The following is a 14,610-nucleotide window of genomic DNA, read 5'->3' on the forward strand; positions in this document are numbered from 1 at the left end:
ATCCACCACAGCCCTGCCGAGAAACCACGTACCACCCAGAACCAAAAGCCGCATGCACCGATCCTGCCTGCTCAGCCACCCAACACACCAGCCCCGGATCCGGTGGGACCGGACCACCACCACCCCGGACCCCGCGCCCGTGACATGGTCGACCTGAACGCCATGATCCTGCCCAGCAACACGGTCGGCTGAGGCGTTCTGGACGTTCGAGGTCTTGCGGGGCGGCCCGGGCCGCGCTGGTCGGCGTAGCGTTTCACGTTCTCGCCAGGGTGCGGGACCGCAGCGTCTGCGAACGTGGTCAGCTGCCCGGCACATCAGCCCCAACCGAGTACTCCGACGCACGCTCGATCAGTTGAGAAGCCCCACGCGACGGTGCCCAAGGAGGTCCTCGGGCTCGTAGATGGCCATGAGCGCGCCGTCCGCCCGGTCGGGGCTCGAAACTCCGCGGGCCTTCATGCTCTTCTTCGACTCGACGACGGAGGCGCCGGTGCTGTTGGTGGACATGTTCGGGGAAGAGAGCTGCACGGCGCAGGCGTGGTCGACGCGCAGGCGTAGCTTGCCCTGGCCAGTGGCCGGGTCGGGCTGGAGCAGCGCGCGGCCGGCCAGCCACATCTCGTCACGCTTGCGGTACGGGCGCATCAGCTGCGCGGGGTCCTCACGGTCCGGGTCGATGTTCTCGCTGACCATCACGCCGACGACCTCGGCGCCGTGCCGGCCTTCCTCGCCCCACCGTTCCAGCATGCTGGTGACGCCGTGGCCCAACCCGTTGCGGTCGACCTTCACGCGGACCGCGGCCCGGCTGCCGAGCGCGGCCGCAAGGCGCTGCGCGCGGAGGATCTCCTCCAGGGCCCGTTCGGCGACGTCGACCTGGTTGATGTTGATCTGGCCGCTGGAGGCGTGCCGCTGCTCCAGGGCGTCGCCGACGATCCGGTAGATGGTGACCTCGTCGCCGCCGTCGGCGGCGACGTCGATGCCGAGGCGGACCCAGGAGCCGCGGCGCACCGTGTGGGTGGCGCTCTCGCCTACCAGGCCGAGCTGATCGAGTCGAACCCAGTCCCGGCCTTCTGGGTCGTCGGAGTCCTGGGCAGCTTCGATCCAGGCCAGCGGGATCGCCTTGCTCGACCCTCCCTTCGGGAAGCGGGCGTAGACCTTCGCCTGGACGTAGGGGTGGTCTTCGCCGTACTCGCGCAGCGTGCGGGACACCCAGTCCATGTTCGGCAGGTGTTCGGCGAGGGAGTGCTTGGCGCCGCCGGGCGGGCAGTCGCGGCAGTACGGGACGCGCTCCAGGGTGATGGCCGGCGAGTCGAGGACCCGGATCGGGATCGTCGTGGTGGTCGGTTGCTCGGGGTCGTCGCCTTCGTCGCACAGCAGCTCGAACCAGCTCCGCGGGTCGTCCGCCGGCGGGTTGCCGATGGCCAGCATCCGGGCGTCGCCGGTCAGCAGGTTGTTGGTGCCGTTGCCGATGGTGCGGGCGATACCACCGGCCTCGTCCACCACGATGAGCAACTTCGGTGTGCCGTGAATGCCCTGCATCGCGGCCTCGTCGTTCTCGGGCGCCGTGAAGCCGTATGCGACGACCACGGCGTTGCCCCAGGTGTCTGGGATCTTCCACTGCACGGTGTCGCACCAGCCGGGGAGCTTGCCCCGGGCGACGACCTTGCGGATGTGCGGCCACAGCTGGTTGCGGACCTGCCGGAAGCGGGTGGCGGTCGTGACGATGACGGCGGTACCGGGCGGGTTGACGCAGCCCATCCAGGCGACCAGGCGGCCGGCCAGCCAGGTCTTGCCGACGCCGAACCCGGCCGGGACGGCCACCCGCTTGTGGTTGACCACCGCGTCGAGGACGGCGCGCTGCTTCGACCAGATCGTCTCGCCGAGGACGTCCTCCGTGAACCCTGACGGGGTGTCGGCCCACAGGCCGTAGAGGGTGCCCTGCTCGCGGCGAACTTCCCGGACGACGTAGCCGAGTTCCCTGGCCCCCAGGGTCTTCACCGTGGCCCGGCGGGCCGCCACGGGCGCGCGCAGCAGCAGGTCGGCGACGTTGGCGGCGTCCTTCGATCTCACGCCCTGGCCGGTGCTGCGCGCTGCTTCCGCCAGGACGTCGGCGGTGGCGGTGCGCAGCGGCGCGGCGGTGGTCGACATGCCGGGCACTGTGACCGGCGCGGCCGCCTTGCGTCGCGCGGTCTGGCCGCTCCGGTGCGCGTCAGCACCGGGTTGTGCACTCCTTCACCATCGCGTGCTGTCCGAGCACCTCGTACTGCATCACCGGGCCGTCCCCGTCGCGGGGGCGGCCTTCTTCATCCCCCCGGGCACCCGCCCGGTCCCGGCCGGACAACGGCCGGTTCGTCCTCTTCACCAAGGGGTACCGCATGTTCGCGGACGTCTTCGTCATCCTGCTGACCTGTCACTGGGCGGCGGACTACCCGGGCCAGAGCGATCACCAGGCGCGGCACAAGGCCGACCGGACGGTGCGCGGCTGGATCGCCAACCTGACCCACGCCTTGACCCACGTAGTGATCACCGCCGCGGTGCTGCTGATCGTCGGGCAGGTGCTGCCCGAAGTGGCCCCGGCGCCGGCGGCTGTCGCCCGCGGCCTGGTGTGGGTCGGGTTCAGCCACAGCCTGATCGACCGCAGGTGGATGGTTCGGTGGTGGATGGAGCACACCGGGCAGCGCGGGTTCCTCCGGGCCGGTGGCGCGGCGCACGTCGACCAGGCCGCGCACGTGCTGCTCGGGCTGTTGCCGGCCACGGTGTTGATCCGGCTTTGACGGCGGGGCCCGGACAGGATGCTGCTCCCGGGCCGGAGTGCCGTTGGCCCGGGAGCAGCGAGGGGGTGTGAGGTGCCGTGGAGGAGCGCCTCACACCTGTGTGTACGACGGCGGGGCCGGGGGCGTTACACCGTTCCGCCGGCGGTTTCGTCGTGGATCCTCTGTGCCTCGGCTTGGCGGGTTCGGGCGTGCTCGATCAGGAGTCGGTACTTCTGGACGTCGGCCAGCGCGTCTTCGACAGGCAGTTCGGCGATGCCGTGTTCGTGAGCGATGCGGGCCCGGGCGGGGCCGGCCACTGGTGGCTTGTCGGCCTCTTGGTCTTCGGGGAGGGGCTGGCCAAGTGCCGCGGTCCAAACGCGGCCCCAGGCCTCGCGGGTGTACCCGACCTTGGTCATGTGCCGGATGCGGCCTGGAGCGTAGGCCCACAGGGACAGGGCGGCGCGGTCGCGCAGCCTGGTGTACTCGGTGATCTCGCCGTTGGCCGCGTTGGCGATCTGTTCGGCGCGGTGGGCACGCGCGGTGGGGTCGGTGAGCGGGAGCAGCTCAGCGGCGACCTGGTCGACGGCTTCCTGCCGGACCTGGTCGAGGTCGGCCTGCGTCTTCTCGTCGGTGCGGCGCTTCGCGGCCAGCACGACCGTCGCTTCGCTGGCGGCGCCGGTCTGGGCGGCGATGGCCTCGTGGCTCATCAGGTAGGGCGGTTGCCTGAGTGCCACGATGGCCGCGTCCCGGGCCTTGCGTGCCTCGGTCTGCCGGGCGATGGCCTGCTCGGTGAGGATGCCGAACTTCGCGATGTCGCGCAGCGCTTCGTCGACCGGCTGCTCGACGATGCCGGCGGCGCGCGCGGCCTTGACGCGGTCGGGGCCGGCGGCGGGGGTGGGTGGGGGCACGTTGCCGCCCGCGCTCTTCCAGCCGAAGGCGCTGGCCTGGATGCGGGTCCACTGCATGCGGGTGCAGCCAATGGACTGTTCCAGGCCCCGGGTTCGGTGCCCCTCGTACGCCCACAGGGACAGGGCCGCGCGGTCGCGAAGCGGCTTGTAGGTCGTGATGTCGGCTTCCGCCTGGGTGAGGATCTCGACGGCGCGACGTGCCCGTTCGATGGGGTGGGCGATCGGGCCGAGTTCGCGGGCGACGGCCGCGGCCGCTTCCTGGCGAATCGACGGGAAGTCGGGGCGCTCGGGGTAGACGAACGCGGACTTGGACGGCATGGCGGTGGGCTCCTGGCACAGTCACGGCGGAGTGTGCGGTTCGGGAGCCCGCATCACGGAATCCACTAACTGTAACATCTGCAAGATTGAGCTATTCAGCAGCCGTTCAGCGCTTCGAGCAGGGCTGTCCGCTGCGCGTCGGTCACCCCCAGCTCCCACCGGGCTTTCGTTCGGGCGTAGCCGGCCGCGTAGGCGCAGCGGGCCGCCTTGTCGCCGCTGGGTCGCCACTGGTCGGGGCCGCGGCTTCCCTTGGCCCGGTTCACGGACGGCAGGACGGCAAGGAGGTTGTCCTCGTCGTTGGCGAAGTCCTGGCGCCACTGTTCGGTCCAGGTGTTCGCGCCGGCCGCCCAGGCGTCTCGCAGAGCGACTCGGTGGTCGATGTCGACGTGCTCGACGTCGGTGATCACGCTGACGCCGGTGTAGGGGTCGGTGAGGCGGCCGGACAGGACGGTGGTGCATTCGGTGGGCCGGTCCTGGGCGGTGGCCTGCTCGGTGAGGTCGCGCAGCAGGACGGCTTGGCGGGCGGTGCAGCCGTCGCCGTCGAGGTCTTCCCAGCCGCCGAACAGCGTGCGGTCGTATCCGGGCGCGGGGGCGGTCACGGCGGCCGGGAGTGCGTTGACGAGCCGCTGGTCGTCGTTGAGGGGCGGCCGCGGCGCCGGCGGGGCGGTGACCGCGCAGGTGGCGGTGACGACGAGCGCTGCGGCGAGGCGGGTGGCGAGACGGGTGGCGGGCACGGGCTTCTCCTGGTCGACGGAGCGGGGCTACCGGGTGGCCTGGTGCGTGCCCGAAGGTAGCGGGCGGCGGCTGTCGGCGGGCCACGCGGCACGGGGCCGAGCGACGGCGGGGCAGGTGCAGTAGGTGGTCGCCTCTCCGCACAACGGGCAGAGCTGGTGCCGGGGGCATTCGCCGTCCGCATGTGCCTCTCGGACACAGGGAAGGCCGGCCAGGGAGGTAGTCATCGGCGGGCTCCGATGGTGATGACGACCGGCACGCCGAGGGTGCGGCTGGTGCCGTCGGCTTCCAGGGTGCGCAGCTCCCCGGTGGGGTAGCGGGCGGGCACGTGGGCGGGGTCGGTGGGTCGGCGGACCTTCCAGCCGGCCGCGTAGGAGGCGGCGGGGTTCGCCTCGAACCACTGGTTGCAGTCCTGGCAGGCCGTCAGGAGGTTCGTCGGCCGGTTGATCGCCGGGTCGCTGCTGCCTCCCATGGCGCGGTTGGTGCGGTGCTGGATCGTCAGCGTGTTGCCGGTACCGCACCGCACGCACTGGTGGCCGTCCCGGGCGAAGACCAGGGCGCGAACGGCCTGGGACGGGCCGGTGTTGCGGGAGCGGGTGCGCGGCGCGGTCACGAGAGGGTGTCCTTCCTCCTCGGGCGCAGGCGGCCCGAGGTGGCGGGAAGATTGCAGGCCGACGAGGTCTTGTGTCACCCGCTGGCGTCCGTCGGCCAGCCCCGGACGTCAACGCTGACGACCTCCAGGTCCTCGGTGGTCTGGGTGTGCTTCTGGGGGTCGAGCTGGTCCATCCACAGCTCGGGATAGTCGTTGAGCCAGGCCATCAGGCCGTGCTGCTCGTCGGACAGGTGCCGGTGCTCGTCGTCGAAGAACTCGACGAGTTCGACGGGAACCGCAGCCAGAGGGACATCCAGGGCGAAGACGGTGGCCTCGATGACGGTCAAGCCGAGGGTGAGCGGGGCGGTCCCAGGCTCGGTCGGTTCGTTCGCTTCGATGCCGACGAGGGTGGTCCGGGTGGTGCGGTCGGTCATGCTGCTCCCTGCGTGGTTGGTTCTGCGCAGGGGACCAGGGCGGCAGGCCTTGTGTCGCGACGCCGGGTCGCCGCGGGCGCCGAGGCCTGCGGTGCACTCGTCACACGCGCCGCTGCGCCCCGCCGGCCCGGAGTGCTCTGGGGCGGGGCGCAGCGACCTGGTGGGGCTACTCGGCAAGAAGCGCGGTGGTCATGCGGTGGGACGGATGGCGGCGATTCGGACGTCGTCGGCGGTGAAGTTGCGGGGGCCGGCGATCGCCTTGGGGATGTCCGCGATCGTGGAGTAGCCGGGGGTGACCCAGACGCGTTGTACCCGAAGCTGGGGGTCGTCGGCGATGCGGTAGTAGGCGCGGACCTTGAAGGGTTCGCCGGCCGCGTAGGTGTCGGCGAAGGCGTCGGTCGCCGCGTTGAGGATTTCGATGTTCACGCTGGTGCTTCCTTCTCGGTGGTCCTGGTGACGATGACCGGTTGCAGGGTGATGGGGTGGGGTGCCCGACACCGGGCCGGGCAGCCGGTGGCTGGCCTGGCGTCAGTTCTGCAGGAGGTTGCCGGTGTCCATCGGCAGTACGGGGAGGTCCCAGCCGTCGGGCTGGTGGTGCAGAACGATCGAGACGAGCCAGTCCGGGCCCGACAGGGCGTGGACGTTGCCGTTGTAGATGTCCACGTCGTGGCGCTCGCCGTTGGGGAGGGTGCCGAAGATGATCCCGCTGAGGTGGTACCTGCCGGTGTTGGGCCAGGCGTCGTACTTGAGCCTGAGGGCGAATCCCTTGACGGGGCCGGCGGCGGTGGGGATCGGGGTGAGGCCGGGGGTGAGGTCGAGGTGCAGCGTGTAGGTCTGGACGGTTGTGGTGCTGACGTGCGGGTGTGCGGGCATGGCGGGGGGTGTCCTTTCGGTGGTGTCGGGCGCTCTCCCCAACACCAGAACTGTAACATGCGATAGATAATCTAGAACAGCTCGCGCCACGCTCCGTCTCCCTCACCCAGCCTGCGCCGCAACGCGACGAGCAGGGGCTTCGAGCGCAGCCACCGCAGCGGGTCACGCCCCATCGCCGCCATCTCCGAGCCGATGGAATCGTTGACTTCGTCCCACGCGTGAGTGTGCTCCGGCGGCAGGCCAACGATCGTCAGGTTGTAGGCATAGACATCAGCAATGTCCTCGGCCTGCCGCTCCAGGAACGCGATGATGTTGCGGCAGTACCGCAGCTCCATCTCCGTGATCCGGTGCCGATCACCATGCCGATCTACCCACCACGTCTCCTGGTCCAACACGTCACCGATGTCCGCGTCCGCGTCGTCGTCCGGGCCCATGCCCAACTCCTCTGTGGGAAGGGCCGGCTGCGCCTCTCTGGCGGGGCGCAGCCGGCCGGGTGGTGGGACGGTCAGCCGATCTGGAAGTTGAGTTCGTCAAGGGGGTCGTCCGGGTCGTCATCGGCGAACTGCCGAACGGCGCTCAGCGCATCGACCAGGGCCCGGTTTCCGCGCAGGTCGACGCTCATCCAGTCGGCGGTGCCGCATCGGAAGCGGACGTTGCCCGGGTCGAACTGGAATGCCGAGGCTGGTGCGTTGTGGGGCCGGATGGTGGGAACGGCGATGTGGTCGACCGGGGCGCCCGCGACATGGACGTCGGCCAGGGCCGCGCACAGGATCTCGCGGGCTTCGTCCAGGCGACGTGCGTGCAGACGCTCCTGTACGGCGTGGAGGAGTTGGATCAGTTGGAGGGGGTCGAGGTCGTTCAGGTCGGACATGCTGAAGCCGCGCGCCTTCCGGGTGGCCTCGGTGTCAGGGCAGGCCCGACAGTCGCCAGCCGGAGGCTGGTGGTAGGCCAGCACGCGGTCGGCGATGTAGGACCGCACGGTGGCCGGGGCGTGAAGCGCCGCGTCGGTGACGCGCTCGGCCCAGACGTGGCTCTGGCTGTCGTCGAAGGGCCCGGAGTCGAGCAGGTGGAAGCGGATGCGCGGGGCGCTCTGGGTCTGCGGGTTGTTCGCGCTGTACAGCAGGACACCATTGACGGACACCCGGATGTAGGTCTCGCCGGCGTCGTCGTCGCTGTCGATGATGAGGTCGATCTCCGGTGGTGCGTCCTGTTCCGCCAGATCGGCGCAGTGTTGGCCAACGACAACGGAGGCAGCGAGCAGGGAGGCGAGTGTGCTGGGCAGCAGCATGGGACGTCCTATCGGGTTTCGGGTGGGCGGGGTGTCCGGATCGGGGAGGAGGGACGTTGGGTTCTCGTCGTGGGTAGTCGGGAAGGGGCCGCCGCCGCGCCGGCGGCGGCCCTGGGGGGTTCAGCGGGGTCCTTCGGATGGTCAGAACAGGGTGTTGTGGGCCGGAGTGCGAGGGGGCCGCTTCGGGGCGGGCGGGGCCGGTCTGGCGGCGGGTACTGGCGCGCCGAAGAGGGATTCCGTGCCGAAGTTGTCGGCGACGGCCGGGACCGGGCGGTCAGCGGGCCGGACGTCGAAGAGCGGGGGCGGCGTGTCGGCGTCGAAGTCGTGTTCCTTCATGCGTGTCCAGTCGCGGGGCACGGCTTGGCTCTCCTTCTGGTCAGTGGGTCCGGTGTCGGGTGTGGGCGGTGCAGGGGCACCGGCCGGGGTCGTCGTGCTGGGCGTGGACGGTGACGTTGGCGCGGGGGGTGGCCACGAGGTCGGCCGGGCCGCCGAGGTGCCACGGGCCGGGCCCGCCGGCCGGGAGGGTGAGCACGACGCCGTGCAGGAAGTGACGGCGGCCGAACCACCTGTTGCTGACGGTGTCGCTGGTGGCGACGAGCATGTGGCCGCCGTCGTGGTACTCCACCACCGCTCCGGGCTTGATCTCGTTGGCCGGGGTCATCGCCTCGGTCCTTCCTGGCAGGCCTCGTGTTGGCCGCTGGCCATCGGGGGTGTCCCTTCCGTGCGTGTTCGGGGCTCCCCGAACAGGGGTTGGCGCGGGTGGATCGTGCTGCGCCGTGGTGGGTTGTGTCGTGTGCTGGTCGGCCCCGGGGTGGCGCCCCGGGGCCGGAGCGTGGGTCAGCAGTTGGCGGCCGGCGGGTAGGTGTCCGGGTCGGGCGCCTGGTCGGTGTCGTACAGGTGGCGAACGGTCGCGGCGGCGGCGGCCGGGGTGCGTGCGGTGACGCCGTAGGACTGGAAACCCTGGTCGAGAAGGGTGATGGTCAGGGTGTTGCTGGCGGTGGCGCAGGCCGGTTCCGGGAGGACGCGGGCGATGGTCATCGCGCCGGTGCTGTCGATGTGGATGGCCACGCGCATGGGCTGGTCGGCGAGCGGGGCCGGGGCGATGAGGATGGCGGCTGTGATCAGGCGCAGCAGCATGGGACTTCTCCGTTTGGGCGTGGCGGGGCCTGCCGGTGGGTGGCTGGCCTTGGGAAGGTGTGGTGGAAGGCTCGAACGGCGAGGGACGTGCGCGGGGCGCAGCGGGCCGCCGGAGGTCCGGGGGTGCGTTGGTCGCGTTGTGGTTCGTGGGGCCGGTGCGCGGTGTGTTCAGCGTCGGCCCGATCGGGGGCGCCCCTTTCGGTGCGGGCGCCCCCGATGGGGGTGATTCGACTGTGGCCGGCTACGCGGCGACGTGGAGGCTGGTGTGTGCGGCCGTGGCCCGCTCCAGGGTCTTCTTCGCCCCGTTCAGCTCGGCCCGTGTCGCCTCTCCGGTGTTGCCGTTGAACGTGTCCAGGAAGCGCTTTGCGTATTCCGCGAGCATGGCCATGACGGTCGTGTCGCCTTCGACCACCAGGGAGATCGACCGGCCCCGTCGGACGGGCTCGCTGGCGTCGAAGGCGAGGCGGAGGGCGAGGCAGTCCGGATCGATGTCGTCCTGGCCCTGGACCGCGCCGGTGCCTTCCAGCCATCCGGCGAACGCGCCGGGCACGCTCACCTTGGCCAGGAAGCGCGGGGCCGGCTGCTGCGTCTGTGCGCGTTCAGCCCGAGGAATTGTCAGGGTCATGATGGGTGTCCTTTCGGTTGGGCGGATGCTCTCCCGCCCGGGGCCGTTGTGTCGGCCGGCGTGGTTCCCACAGTAGGGGCAGCAACCCCAGAAGTGCAACACGAGAAAGAAAGTTCATCTTGATTCGCAGATCTGCTTGTTGAACGACTTTCAGGTGTTACAGTTCTTTCAGCGGCGGGGACAGCACCCGCCAATCGAAAGGACACCCCATGCCCACCACCACACAGACCAGCCACGACCTCGAAAGCAACATCAGCAAGCTGCGCGCCCAACTCGACCAGGCCGTCACCCAGCTCGTGCTCAACCACTTCCCCAAGGGCATCATCAACCCCTACGAGGGCTCGACCCCCGGCCGCGTCTGCCTCCAGTGGGAGAACTCCGACCGCTCCCTGGAGACCGTCATCACCAACGGCGCCGATGTGTGGATCACCGCCGACCTCCCGGAACTGGAGATCGACGCCCTGATCGACGCCGCACTGGGCGTCGACGCCCACCGCTACGAAAGCCCCCACACCCGCAGCGGACACACCGGCACCATCACCGAGGCCTACACCGACCGGATGATCTTCATGGACCACGAGGACGGCACCCCCGCCCGCCACCACGTCGTCCGCGCCGGCGACGGCACCGCCCGCGCCAGCCTCGACCGCATCCCGCTGGACAGCACACTGCTCGCGCTCGCCACCCTGCCCGGATTCCTCGGCATCAGCCGCGTCACCGCCACCCGCTGATCCCCGCTGCGCCCCGGAGCCGACGCCCGGGGCGCAGCACCCCGGCCGGGCCAGCACCCGGCCCCCTCCGGAAGGACACCCCTGATGCTCGACCAACTGCACCCTCATGTAGCCGACATCCTGGCCGCACAGCATGCCGCCGGCCTGACCGCCACCATCGAACCGGCCACCGGCGGCGGCTACCAGATCCACCTGCCCGGCCCGTTCGGCACGTACGCGCTCGTCGGCGGTGACGAGGTACTCCCCGAGGCCGACGAAGAGCCGACCGCCCTTCACGCTCAGCTGTACGACTTTGATGGCGAGTTCCTCGACGTCGTGTTCCACCGCTGCACCGACAGCACGTGCGGACAGCCCGGATGCGGCAAGGACGCCTCCCTGGACCCGGCGCCTCTGGCGGCCGCCCTCGCCCAAGCGATCGACGGCCGGCGGCCCGGCTTCATCCCGAGGGGCTCGCTGTTCTTCAACCAGGAGGGCATCCGGTTCACCGGCTACTTCGACCGGGCCAGCCACGAGGTGCGACTCGTCCGGGACTTGCTTGTCGATGTCCCCGAACTCGTCCACGCGGAGCCGGCCGCGACGCTCGGGGACGCGGAGAACGTCCTGCGCAAGCTCGGGTACGCACTGGCCAGCGAGTGGGCGGGCCCGATGCTTGACGGCTGTCTCTACTGCTACCTGCTGCGCCCCGGCGCGTAGGGCCCGCCCGGGCCGGCCGCCGCCGCGTCGCGGCCGGCCCGGGTTCGCCGTGCCCCGAACTGTTCCTCGCGCGCATGCGCGTGCGCGTAGGGACGGTCGCAAAAGTCGCAAAAAGCACATGTTCTTCACAACTCGATGGCCTTGGAGGCCTGCATGTCTGTTGGTATGCCCGTTGCCGTGGTGAGTGGTCCGGTCGTCCGCCCGGGCGTCCGGACGGTGACCCGGCTACTGGACGAGAAGGGCGAGTTCTCGGTGTGGGAGGAGGGTGGCCGACCGGGGTTCTCGGTGGCGTCGGTGAAGCCGGGGAGTGAGGTACCCGGCGCCACAGTGCGGGTCTGGTGGACTCGACCCACGAAGCCGGAGGAGGAGCCGGCCGTGGTCGTCGCCGAGCGGCTGGCGATGACGGAGCGGCTGCGCCGGTTTCTGGTCGCGAACCGGTACGCGGTCCGTTCCGCCCACGACCGGTTGTCGCTGTTGCTGCTCAGCCCGGTGGCGCAGCGGGTCAAGGACGGTGTGGCGCAGCACGAGGAGACGGGAGTGGTGACGGAGCACGATCGGGCGGTGGTGTATCTGCCGATGCCGATTCAGGCCGCCCGTTGGGACATGGGGGTCTGGAAGGGATGGAACGCGAACCTTTCGGGCTTCGTGGGCGCGGAGCAGGTCATCGAGGTGATCCGGTGGGCCGAGGGGAAGGCCAAGCCGGTGGTGGTCGGTGGCGAGGGGACCGTGTGGATCGGGGAGGCGACGTTGTACCACCCCCAGTCGGACCGACCGGCGACGGAGCGGTGGACGCCGTACGCGGTGCCATGGGAGTTCATCGAGCTGCGGCGGGAGCACCGGGATGTGTCACGGCGGTGTGCCGAGGGGCTGCTGTCGCACCCGGGGCGGTATCTGGTGGAGATGTTCGGCGACACGGTCGGCGGACGCCTTGATTCACTGTCGGCGCAGGACAGGGACGAGGTGATCGCGTCGATGGAGATCTTGCTGGAGTTTCGGTTGGTCCAGGTCGAGGCGAACGGGGCGGGCACGGTTCGCGCGTGGCGGCACGGCGGCGGCGTGACCGTGTGGACGCCGATCACGCGGGGGTAACTCCGCTGGGGGTCCTGGGTTTTGTGACGCCCGCCACCCTATTCCAAACTATCTATCGCATGTTACAGTTCTGGTGTTGGGGAGAGCACCCGACACCACCGAAAGGACACCCCCATGACCATTGGTCTGACCAATCCCGACGCCCTCATCCACCAGGTGGCGGAGCCGTACAGCCTCCTTGAGCTCGCCCAGGCCGGGGCGACGGAGCTCGGCCCCGACTGGACGCCCGGGGAGAAGTTCAAGTCGGGCACGCTGACGCATGTCAGCGGCGTCGTCGTGTACTTCGAGGAGGAGTACGAGGAGTACGGCCGGGGCAGTGGGCAGATGCCCGTCGTGTGCGACGCGGGCCCCGTCGAGATCGACGCGAACGACCGGTTCATCCGTCGGTACGAGCCGGGCGACGAGATCGAGGTCGACGGCGACGTCGAGTTCCCGATCGCCTGGGTGCCGCTGACGGTCTTCGCTCGGAACATCGCCCAGCACGCCCGCGACCTGCTGGCGCTCGCGGAGCGCAGCAGGGTCTCCAGCCGCGTGTCCTGAGCCCCCGCCGCCCTGGGGCCCGCGCCCGCCCGTACCGGTGCGCGCGGGCCCCCCACGGGGCTGACCGCTCTCATCCGTCGTCACCTCCCAGGAGAACCAGAATGTCTACGCACAGCACCACCCCGCGCGCCGCCGGCCACGGCCGCATTCCCCAGCACCCGGAGCAGGCCGACCAGCACGCGGCGCAGCCGGTGACGACCCTGCCCGGGGCCGTCCTGCGGCTCCAGGCCCCGCCGCCCGCTTTCCAGCCGGCGGACGACACCGACCTGATCCCGCCCGGCCGCTCCGTCTTCGACACCATGCCGGGCCGGCCGCTCAACCACCGCACGCTGTGGAAGGCCCCGGCCGACATGCCCAGGGGCGACTACCTCATCGAGCTGCGCAACGGCCCGCGCTGGGAGCAGCCGCCGAGGGACTCACCTCAGACGCTGTCCCGGGGCCGGGTGCTGCGCATCGTGCGCGAGCACATGGAGTCCGCGCCGCTCACCCGCGCCTCGATCACGGACACCGGCACCGTGTACATCTCCACCGGCGCTCTGGCCGCACGGTACCTGCCCCTGAACCCGTACCGGCCGGAGGACGGCCGCCAGGCCTCCCCGGAGGACGCCACGGCTGCGGCCTACCTGGTGGAGAACCACGACCCCGCCCGGGAAGCGGAGGTGCGCACCGGCGGGTTCCTCGCACAGGAGTTGCGACGGCTGATCAACGACTTCAAGGGCGCGGCCGCACTGGAGCCGAACGGCACGATCCGCTTCACGTTCACGTACGGCATGGGCGCCGGCGAGCCGGGGCCGGTACTGGCCGCGACGCCCGTCACCGACCCCGGGTACACGCGGTGCGCCCAGTGCGACCTGTGGGCCCGCGAACACCTGACCTGGGGTTACCACAGTTGCGGGACCTTCGTCTGGCCCACCACCTGATCGCGGCCTCACCCGGGGGCGCCCCGCCCGTTCGGGGCGCCCCGCCCCCCGGTGGCCGGTGCGCACACCCTCTACATCGCGACTTCCGGCGGCAACTGCCTCGCAAACGACGGTTGGCCGAACACAAGCGGTCAGGTGTTCGCCGACGCGCGAGGGCGTCTCCATGGCGCAGGTGTACGCGAAAGCTGTCCGCCGCGGCCCCCCTGACCGACTGGCGGATCGGGGACGTCCTCGCCCTGCACGTCGGCGCGGCCGCCGCCGAGACCTACCGCCGCCGGCGACCTCGCTTCCTGAGACCGACCGTTTCCGACCGGCCGACAGTGCGCCGCACTAACGGCCTCCCACCCTTCGAAAGGAACCTTCGATCATGCCCCGTAGCGCCCTGCAGACGGCCCGTGCCGTCGCCCGCCTGCTCGGTGACAGTTGGGTGGCGGAGAGCGCGGCCAGCGCCACCACCGCCGTCCTCGCCGGCCCCGACGAACTCTGCATGATCCTCTCCACCGGGAGCGCCGCCACCGTACGGATGGACGTCCGTCTCGACGCCCGACTCGCCTGGCCGAACCACAGCGAGCGGATCCGCAGCGTCACCGGCACCGCCGGCGGCGTAGTCGACCTGGCCGAAGAGGTCACCAGCAGGGTGCTACCCGCCTGGCGTGCGCAGCGGGCCGTGCTGATCCGAAGGACCGATCAGGCGAGGAACGCGGTCGATGCCGTTGCACTCCGGATCGTCCGCCTGATCCCGTCGGCCACGGTCGATCTCGATGGCCGGGCATCTACCGCCTCGGTCCGGTGGCCGGGTGGTGTGGCCCACCTGCGCTGGCAGAGTGACGGCTCCGTGACGCTCAGCAGTCTGCAGATCAACGACTTGGACCAGAGCGTCGGGATACGACTGCTCGCGACCCTGGCTTTCTTGGAGAACGCCCGGCCGGCCGACCCGGCGCGCCCCGGAGCTCTCCTCTCCTGACCGACCGGCGGCCGCGCCC

General features: G+C 70.7%; 20 protein-coding genes and 1 pseudogene. 8 read left to right on the forward strand and 13 right to left on the reverse strand.

What is annotated here, in order from left to right:
* A pseudogene (locus tag ACFXHB_RS15725) lies at positions 1-192 on the forward strand (hypothetical protein); the annotation flags it as partial.
* Positions 193-348: 156 nt separating this feature from the next.
* On the opposite strand, the gene ACFXHB_RS15730 reads toward ACFXHB_RS15725, so the two are convergent.
* Positions 349-2,142 carry a hypothetical protein gene (locus ACFXHB_RS15730; RefSeq protein ID WP_380574731.1) on the reverse strand — a complete coding sequence of 598 codons (1,794 nt, stop codon included), beginning with the start codon at positions 2,140-2,142 and terminating at the stop codon, positions 349-351.
* Between the two features lie 227 nt (positions 2,143-2,369).
* Between ACFXHB_RS15730 and ACFXHB_RS15735 the strand changes: the two genes are divergently transcribed.
* Positions 2,370-2,768 carry a DUF3307 domain-containing protein gene (locus ACFXHB_RS15735; protein WP_380574732.1) on the forward strand — a complete coding sequence of 133 codons (399 nt, stop codon included), beginning with the start codon at positions 2,370-2,372 and terminating at the stop codon, positions 2,766-2,768.
* A 125-nt stretch (positions 2,769-2,893) separates the two neighbouring features.
* On the opposite strand, the gene ACFXHB_RS15740 is transcribed toward ACFXHB_RS15735, so the two are convergent.
* From ACFXHB_RS15740 to ACFXHB_RS15795, 12 genes are all read right to left on the reverse strand, one after another.
* The gene (locus tag ACFXHB_RS15740) at positions 2,894-3,973 is read right to left on the reverse strand and encodes a hypothetical protein (protein WP_380574733.1); all 1,080 of its coding nucleotides are present in this window, start codon (positions 3,971-3,973) and stop codon (positions 2,894-2,896) included.
* A gap of 95 nt (positions 3,974-4,068) precedes the next feature.
* On the reverse strand, positions 4,069-4,707 hold the full coding sequence (locus ACFXHB_RS15745; RefSeq protein WP_380574734.1) for an HNH endonuclease family protein: 639 nt from the start codon (positions 4,705-4,707) through the stop codon (positions 4,069-4,071).
* A 221-nt stretch (positions 4,708-4,928) separates the two neighbouring features.
* Positions 4,929-5,318 (reverse strand): hypothetical protein, encoded by a 390-nt coding sequence (locus ACFXHB_RS15750; protein WP_380574735.1) that lies wholly within the window; start codon positions 5,316-5,318, stop codon positions 4,929-4,931.
* A 74-nt stretch (positions 5,319-5,392) separates the two neighbouring features.
* Positions 5,393-5,731 carry a hypothetical protein gene (locus tag ACFXHB_RS15755; protein WP_380574737.1) on the reverse strand — a complete coding sequence of 113 codons (339 nt, stop codon included), beginning with the start codon at positions 5,729-5,731 and terminating at the stop codon, positions 5,393-5,395.
* 189 nt (positions 5,732-5,920) lie between these two features.
* The gene (locus ACFXHB_RS15760; protein WP_380574738.1) at positions 5,921-6,157 is read right to left on the reverse strand and encodes a hypothetical protein; all 237 of its coding nucleotides are present in this window, start codon (positions 6,155-6,157) and stop codon (positions 5,921-5,923) included.
* A 102-nt stretch (positions 6,158-6,259) separates the two neighbouring features.
* Positions 6,260-6,604: a hypothetical protein gene (locus ACFXHB_RS15765; protein WP_380574739.1), complete on the reverse strand. Its 345-nt coding sequence runs from the start codon at positions 6,602-6,604 to the stop codon at positions 6,260-6,262.
* A gap of 71 nt (positions 6,605-6,675) precedes the next feature.
* Positions 6,676-7,038, reverse strand: a complete 363-nt coding sequence (locus tag ACFXHB_RS15770; protein WP_380574740.1) for a hypothetical protein — start codon at positions 7,036-7,038, stop codon at positions 6,676-6,678.
* A 71-nt stretch (positions 7,039-7,109) separates the two neighbouring features.
* Complete coding sequence (locus ACFXHB_RS15775) at positions 7,110-7,892, reverse strand: hypothetical protein (protein WP_380574741.1); 783 nt, start codon at positions 7,890-7,892, stop codon at positions 7,110-7,112.
* 141 nt (positions 7,893-8,033) lie between these two features.
* Positions 8,034-8,249, reverse strand: coding sequence for a hypothetical protein (locus ACFXHB_RS15780; RefSeq protein WP_380574742.1), 216 nt, complete (start codon positions 8,247-8,249; stop codon positions 8,034-8,036).
* 19 nt (positions 8,250-8,268) lie between these two features.
* Positions 8,269-8,553, reverse strand: coding sequence for a hypothetical protein (locus tag ACFXHB_RS15785; protein WP_380574743.1), 285 nt, complete (start codon positions 8,551-8,553; stop codon positions 8,269-8,271).
* Between the two features lie 176 nt (positions 8,554-8,729).
* The gene (locus ACFXHB_RS15790) at positions 8,730-9,029 is read right to left on the reverse strand and encodes a hypothetical protein (RefSeq protein WP_380574745.1); all 300 of its coding nucleotides are present in this window, start codon (positions 9,027-9,029) and stop codon (positions 8,730-8,732) included.
* A 241-nt stretch (positions 9,030-9,270) separates the two neighbouring features.
* Positions 9,271-9,654: a hypothetical protein gene (locus ACFXHB_RS15795; RefSeq protein ID WP_380574747.1), complete on the reverse strand. Its 384-nt coding sequence runs from the start codon at positions 9,652-9,654 to the stop codon at positions 9,271-9,273.
* Positions 9,655-9,863: 209 nt separating this feature from the next.
* Between ACFXHB_RS15795 and ACFXHB_RS15800 the strand changes: the two genes are divergently transcribed.
* The 6 genes from ACFXHB_RS15800 to ACFXHB_RS15825 all read left to right on the forward strand — a co-directional run bounded on the left by ACFXHB_RS15800 (position 9,864) and on the right by ACFXHB_RS15825 (position 14,591).
* Positions 9,864-10,385: a hypothetical protein gene (locus ACFXHB_RS15800; protein ID WP_380574748.1), complete on the forward strand. Its 522-nt coding sequence runs from the start codon at positions 9,864-9,866 to the stop codon at positions 10,383-10,385.
* A gap of 84 nt (positions 10,386-10,469) precedes the next feature.
* A complete protein-coding gene (locus ACFXHB_RS15805) occupies positions 10,470-11,078 on the forward strand; it encodes a hypothetical protein (RefSeq protein ID WP_380574749.1) in 609 nt (202 codons plus the stop codon).
* Positions 11,079-11,453: 375 nt separating this feature from the next.
* The gene (locus ACFXHB_RS15810) at positions 11,454-12,167 is read left to right on the forward strand and encodes a hypothetical protein (protein ID WP_380574751.1); all 714 of its coding nucleotides are present in this window, start codon (positions 11,454-11,456) and stop codon (positions 12,165-12,167) included.
* A gap of 114 nt (positions 12,168-12,281) precedes the next feature.
* Positions 12,282-12,707 (forward strand): hypothetical protein, encoded by a 426-nt coding sequence (locus ACFXHB_RS15815; RefSeq protein WP_380574752.1) that lies wholly within the window; start codon positions 12,282-12,284, stop codon positions 12,705-12,707.
* 101 nt (positions 12,708-12,808) lie between these two features.
* A complete protein-coding gene (locus ACFXHB_RS15820; RefSeq protein WP_380574753.1) occupies positions 12,809-13,627 on the forward strand; it encodes a hypothetical protein in 819 nt (272 codons plus the stop codon).
* A gap of 367 nt (positions 13,628-13,994) precedes the next feature.
* On the forward strand, positions 13,995-14,591 hold the full coding sequence (locus ACFXHB_RS15825; RefSeq protein WP_380574754.1) for a hypothetical protein: 597 nt from the start codon (positions 13,995-13,997) through the stop codon (positions 14,589-14,591).
* Positions 14,592-14,610 lie beyond the last annotated feature (19 nt).

The organism is Kitasatospora sp. NPDC059327 (genome assembly GCF_042752535.1).
GTDB lineage: Bacteria > Actinomycetota > Actinomycetes > Streptomycetales > Streptomycetaceae > Kitasatospora.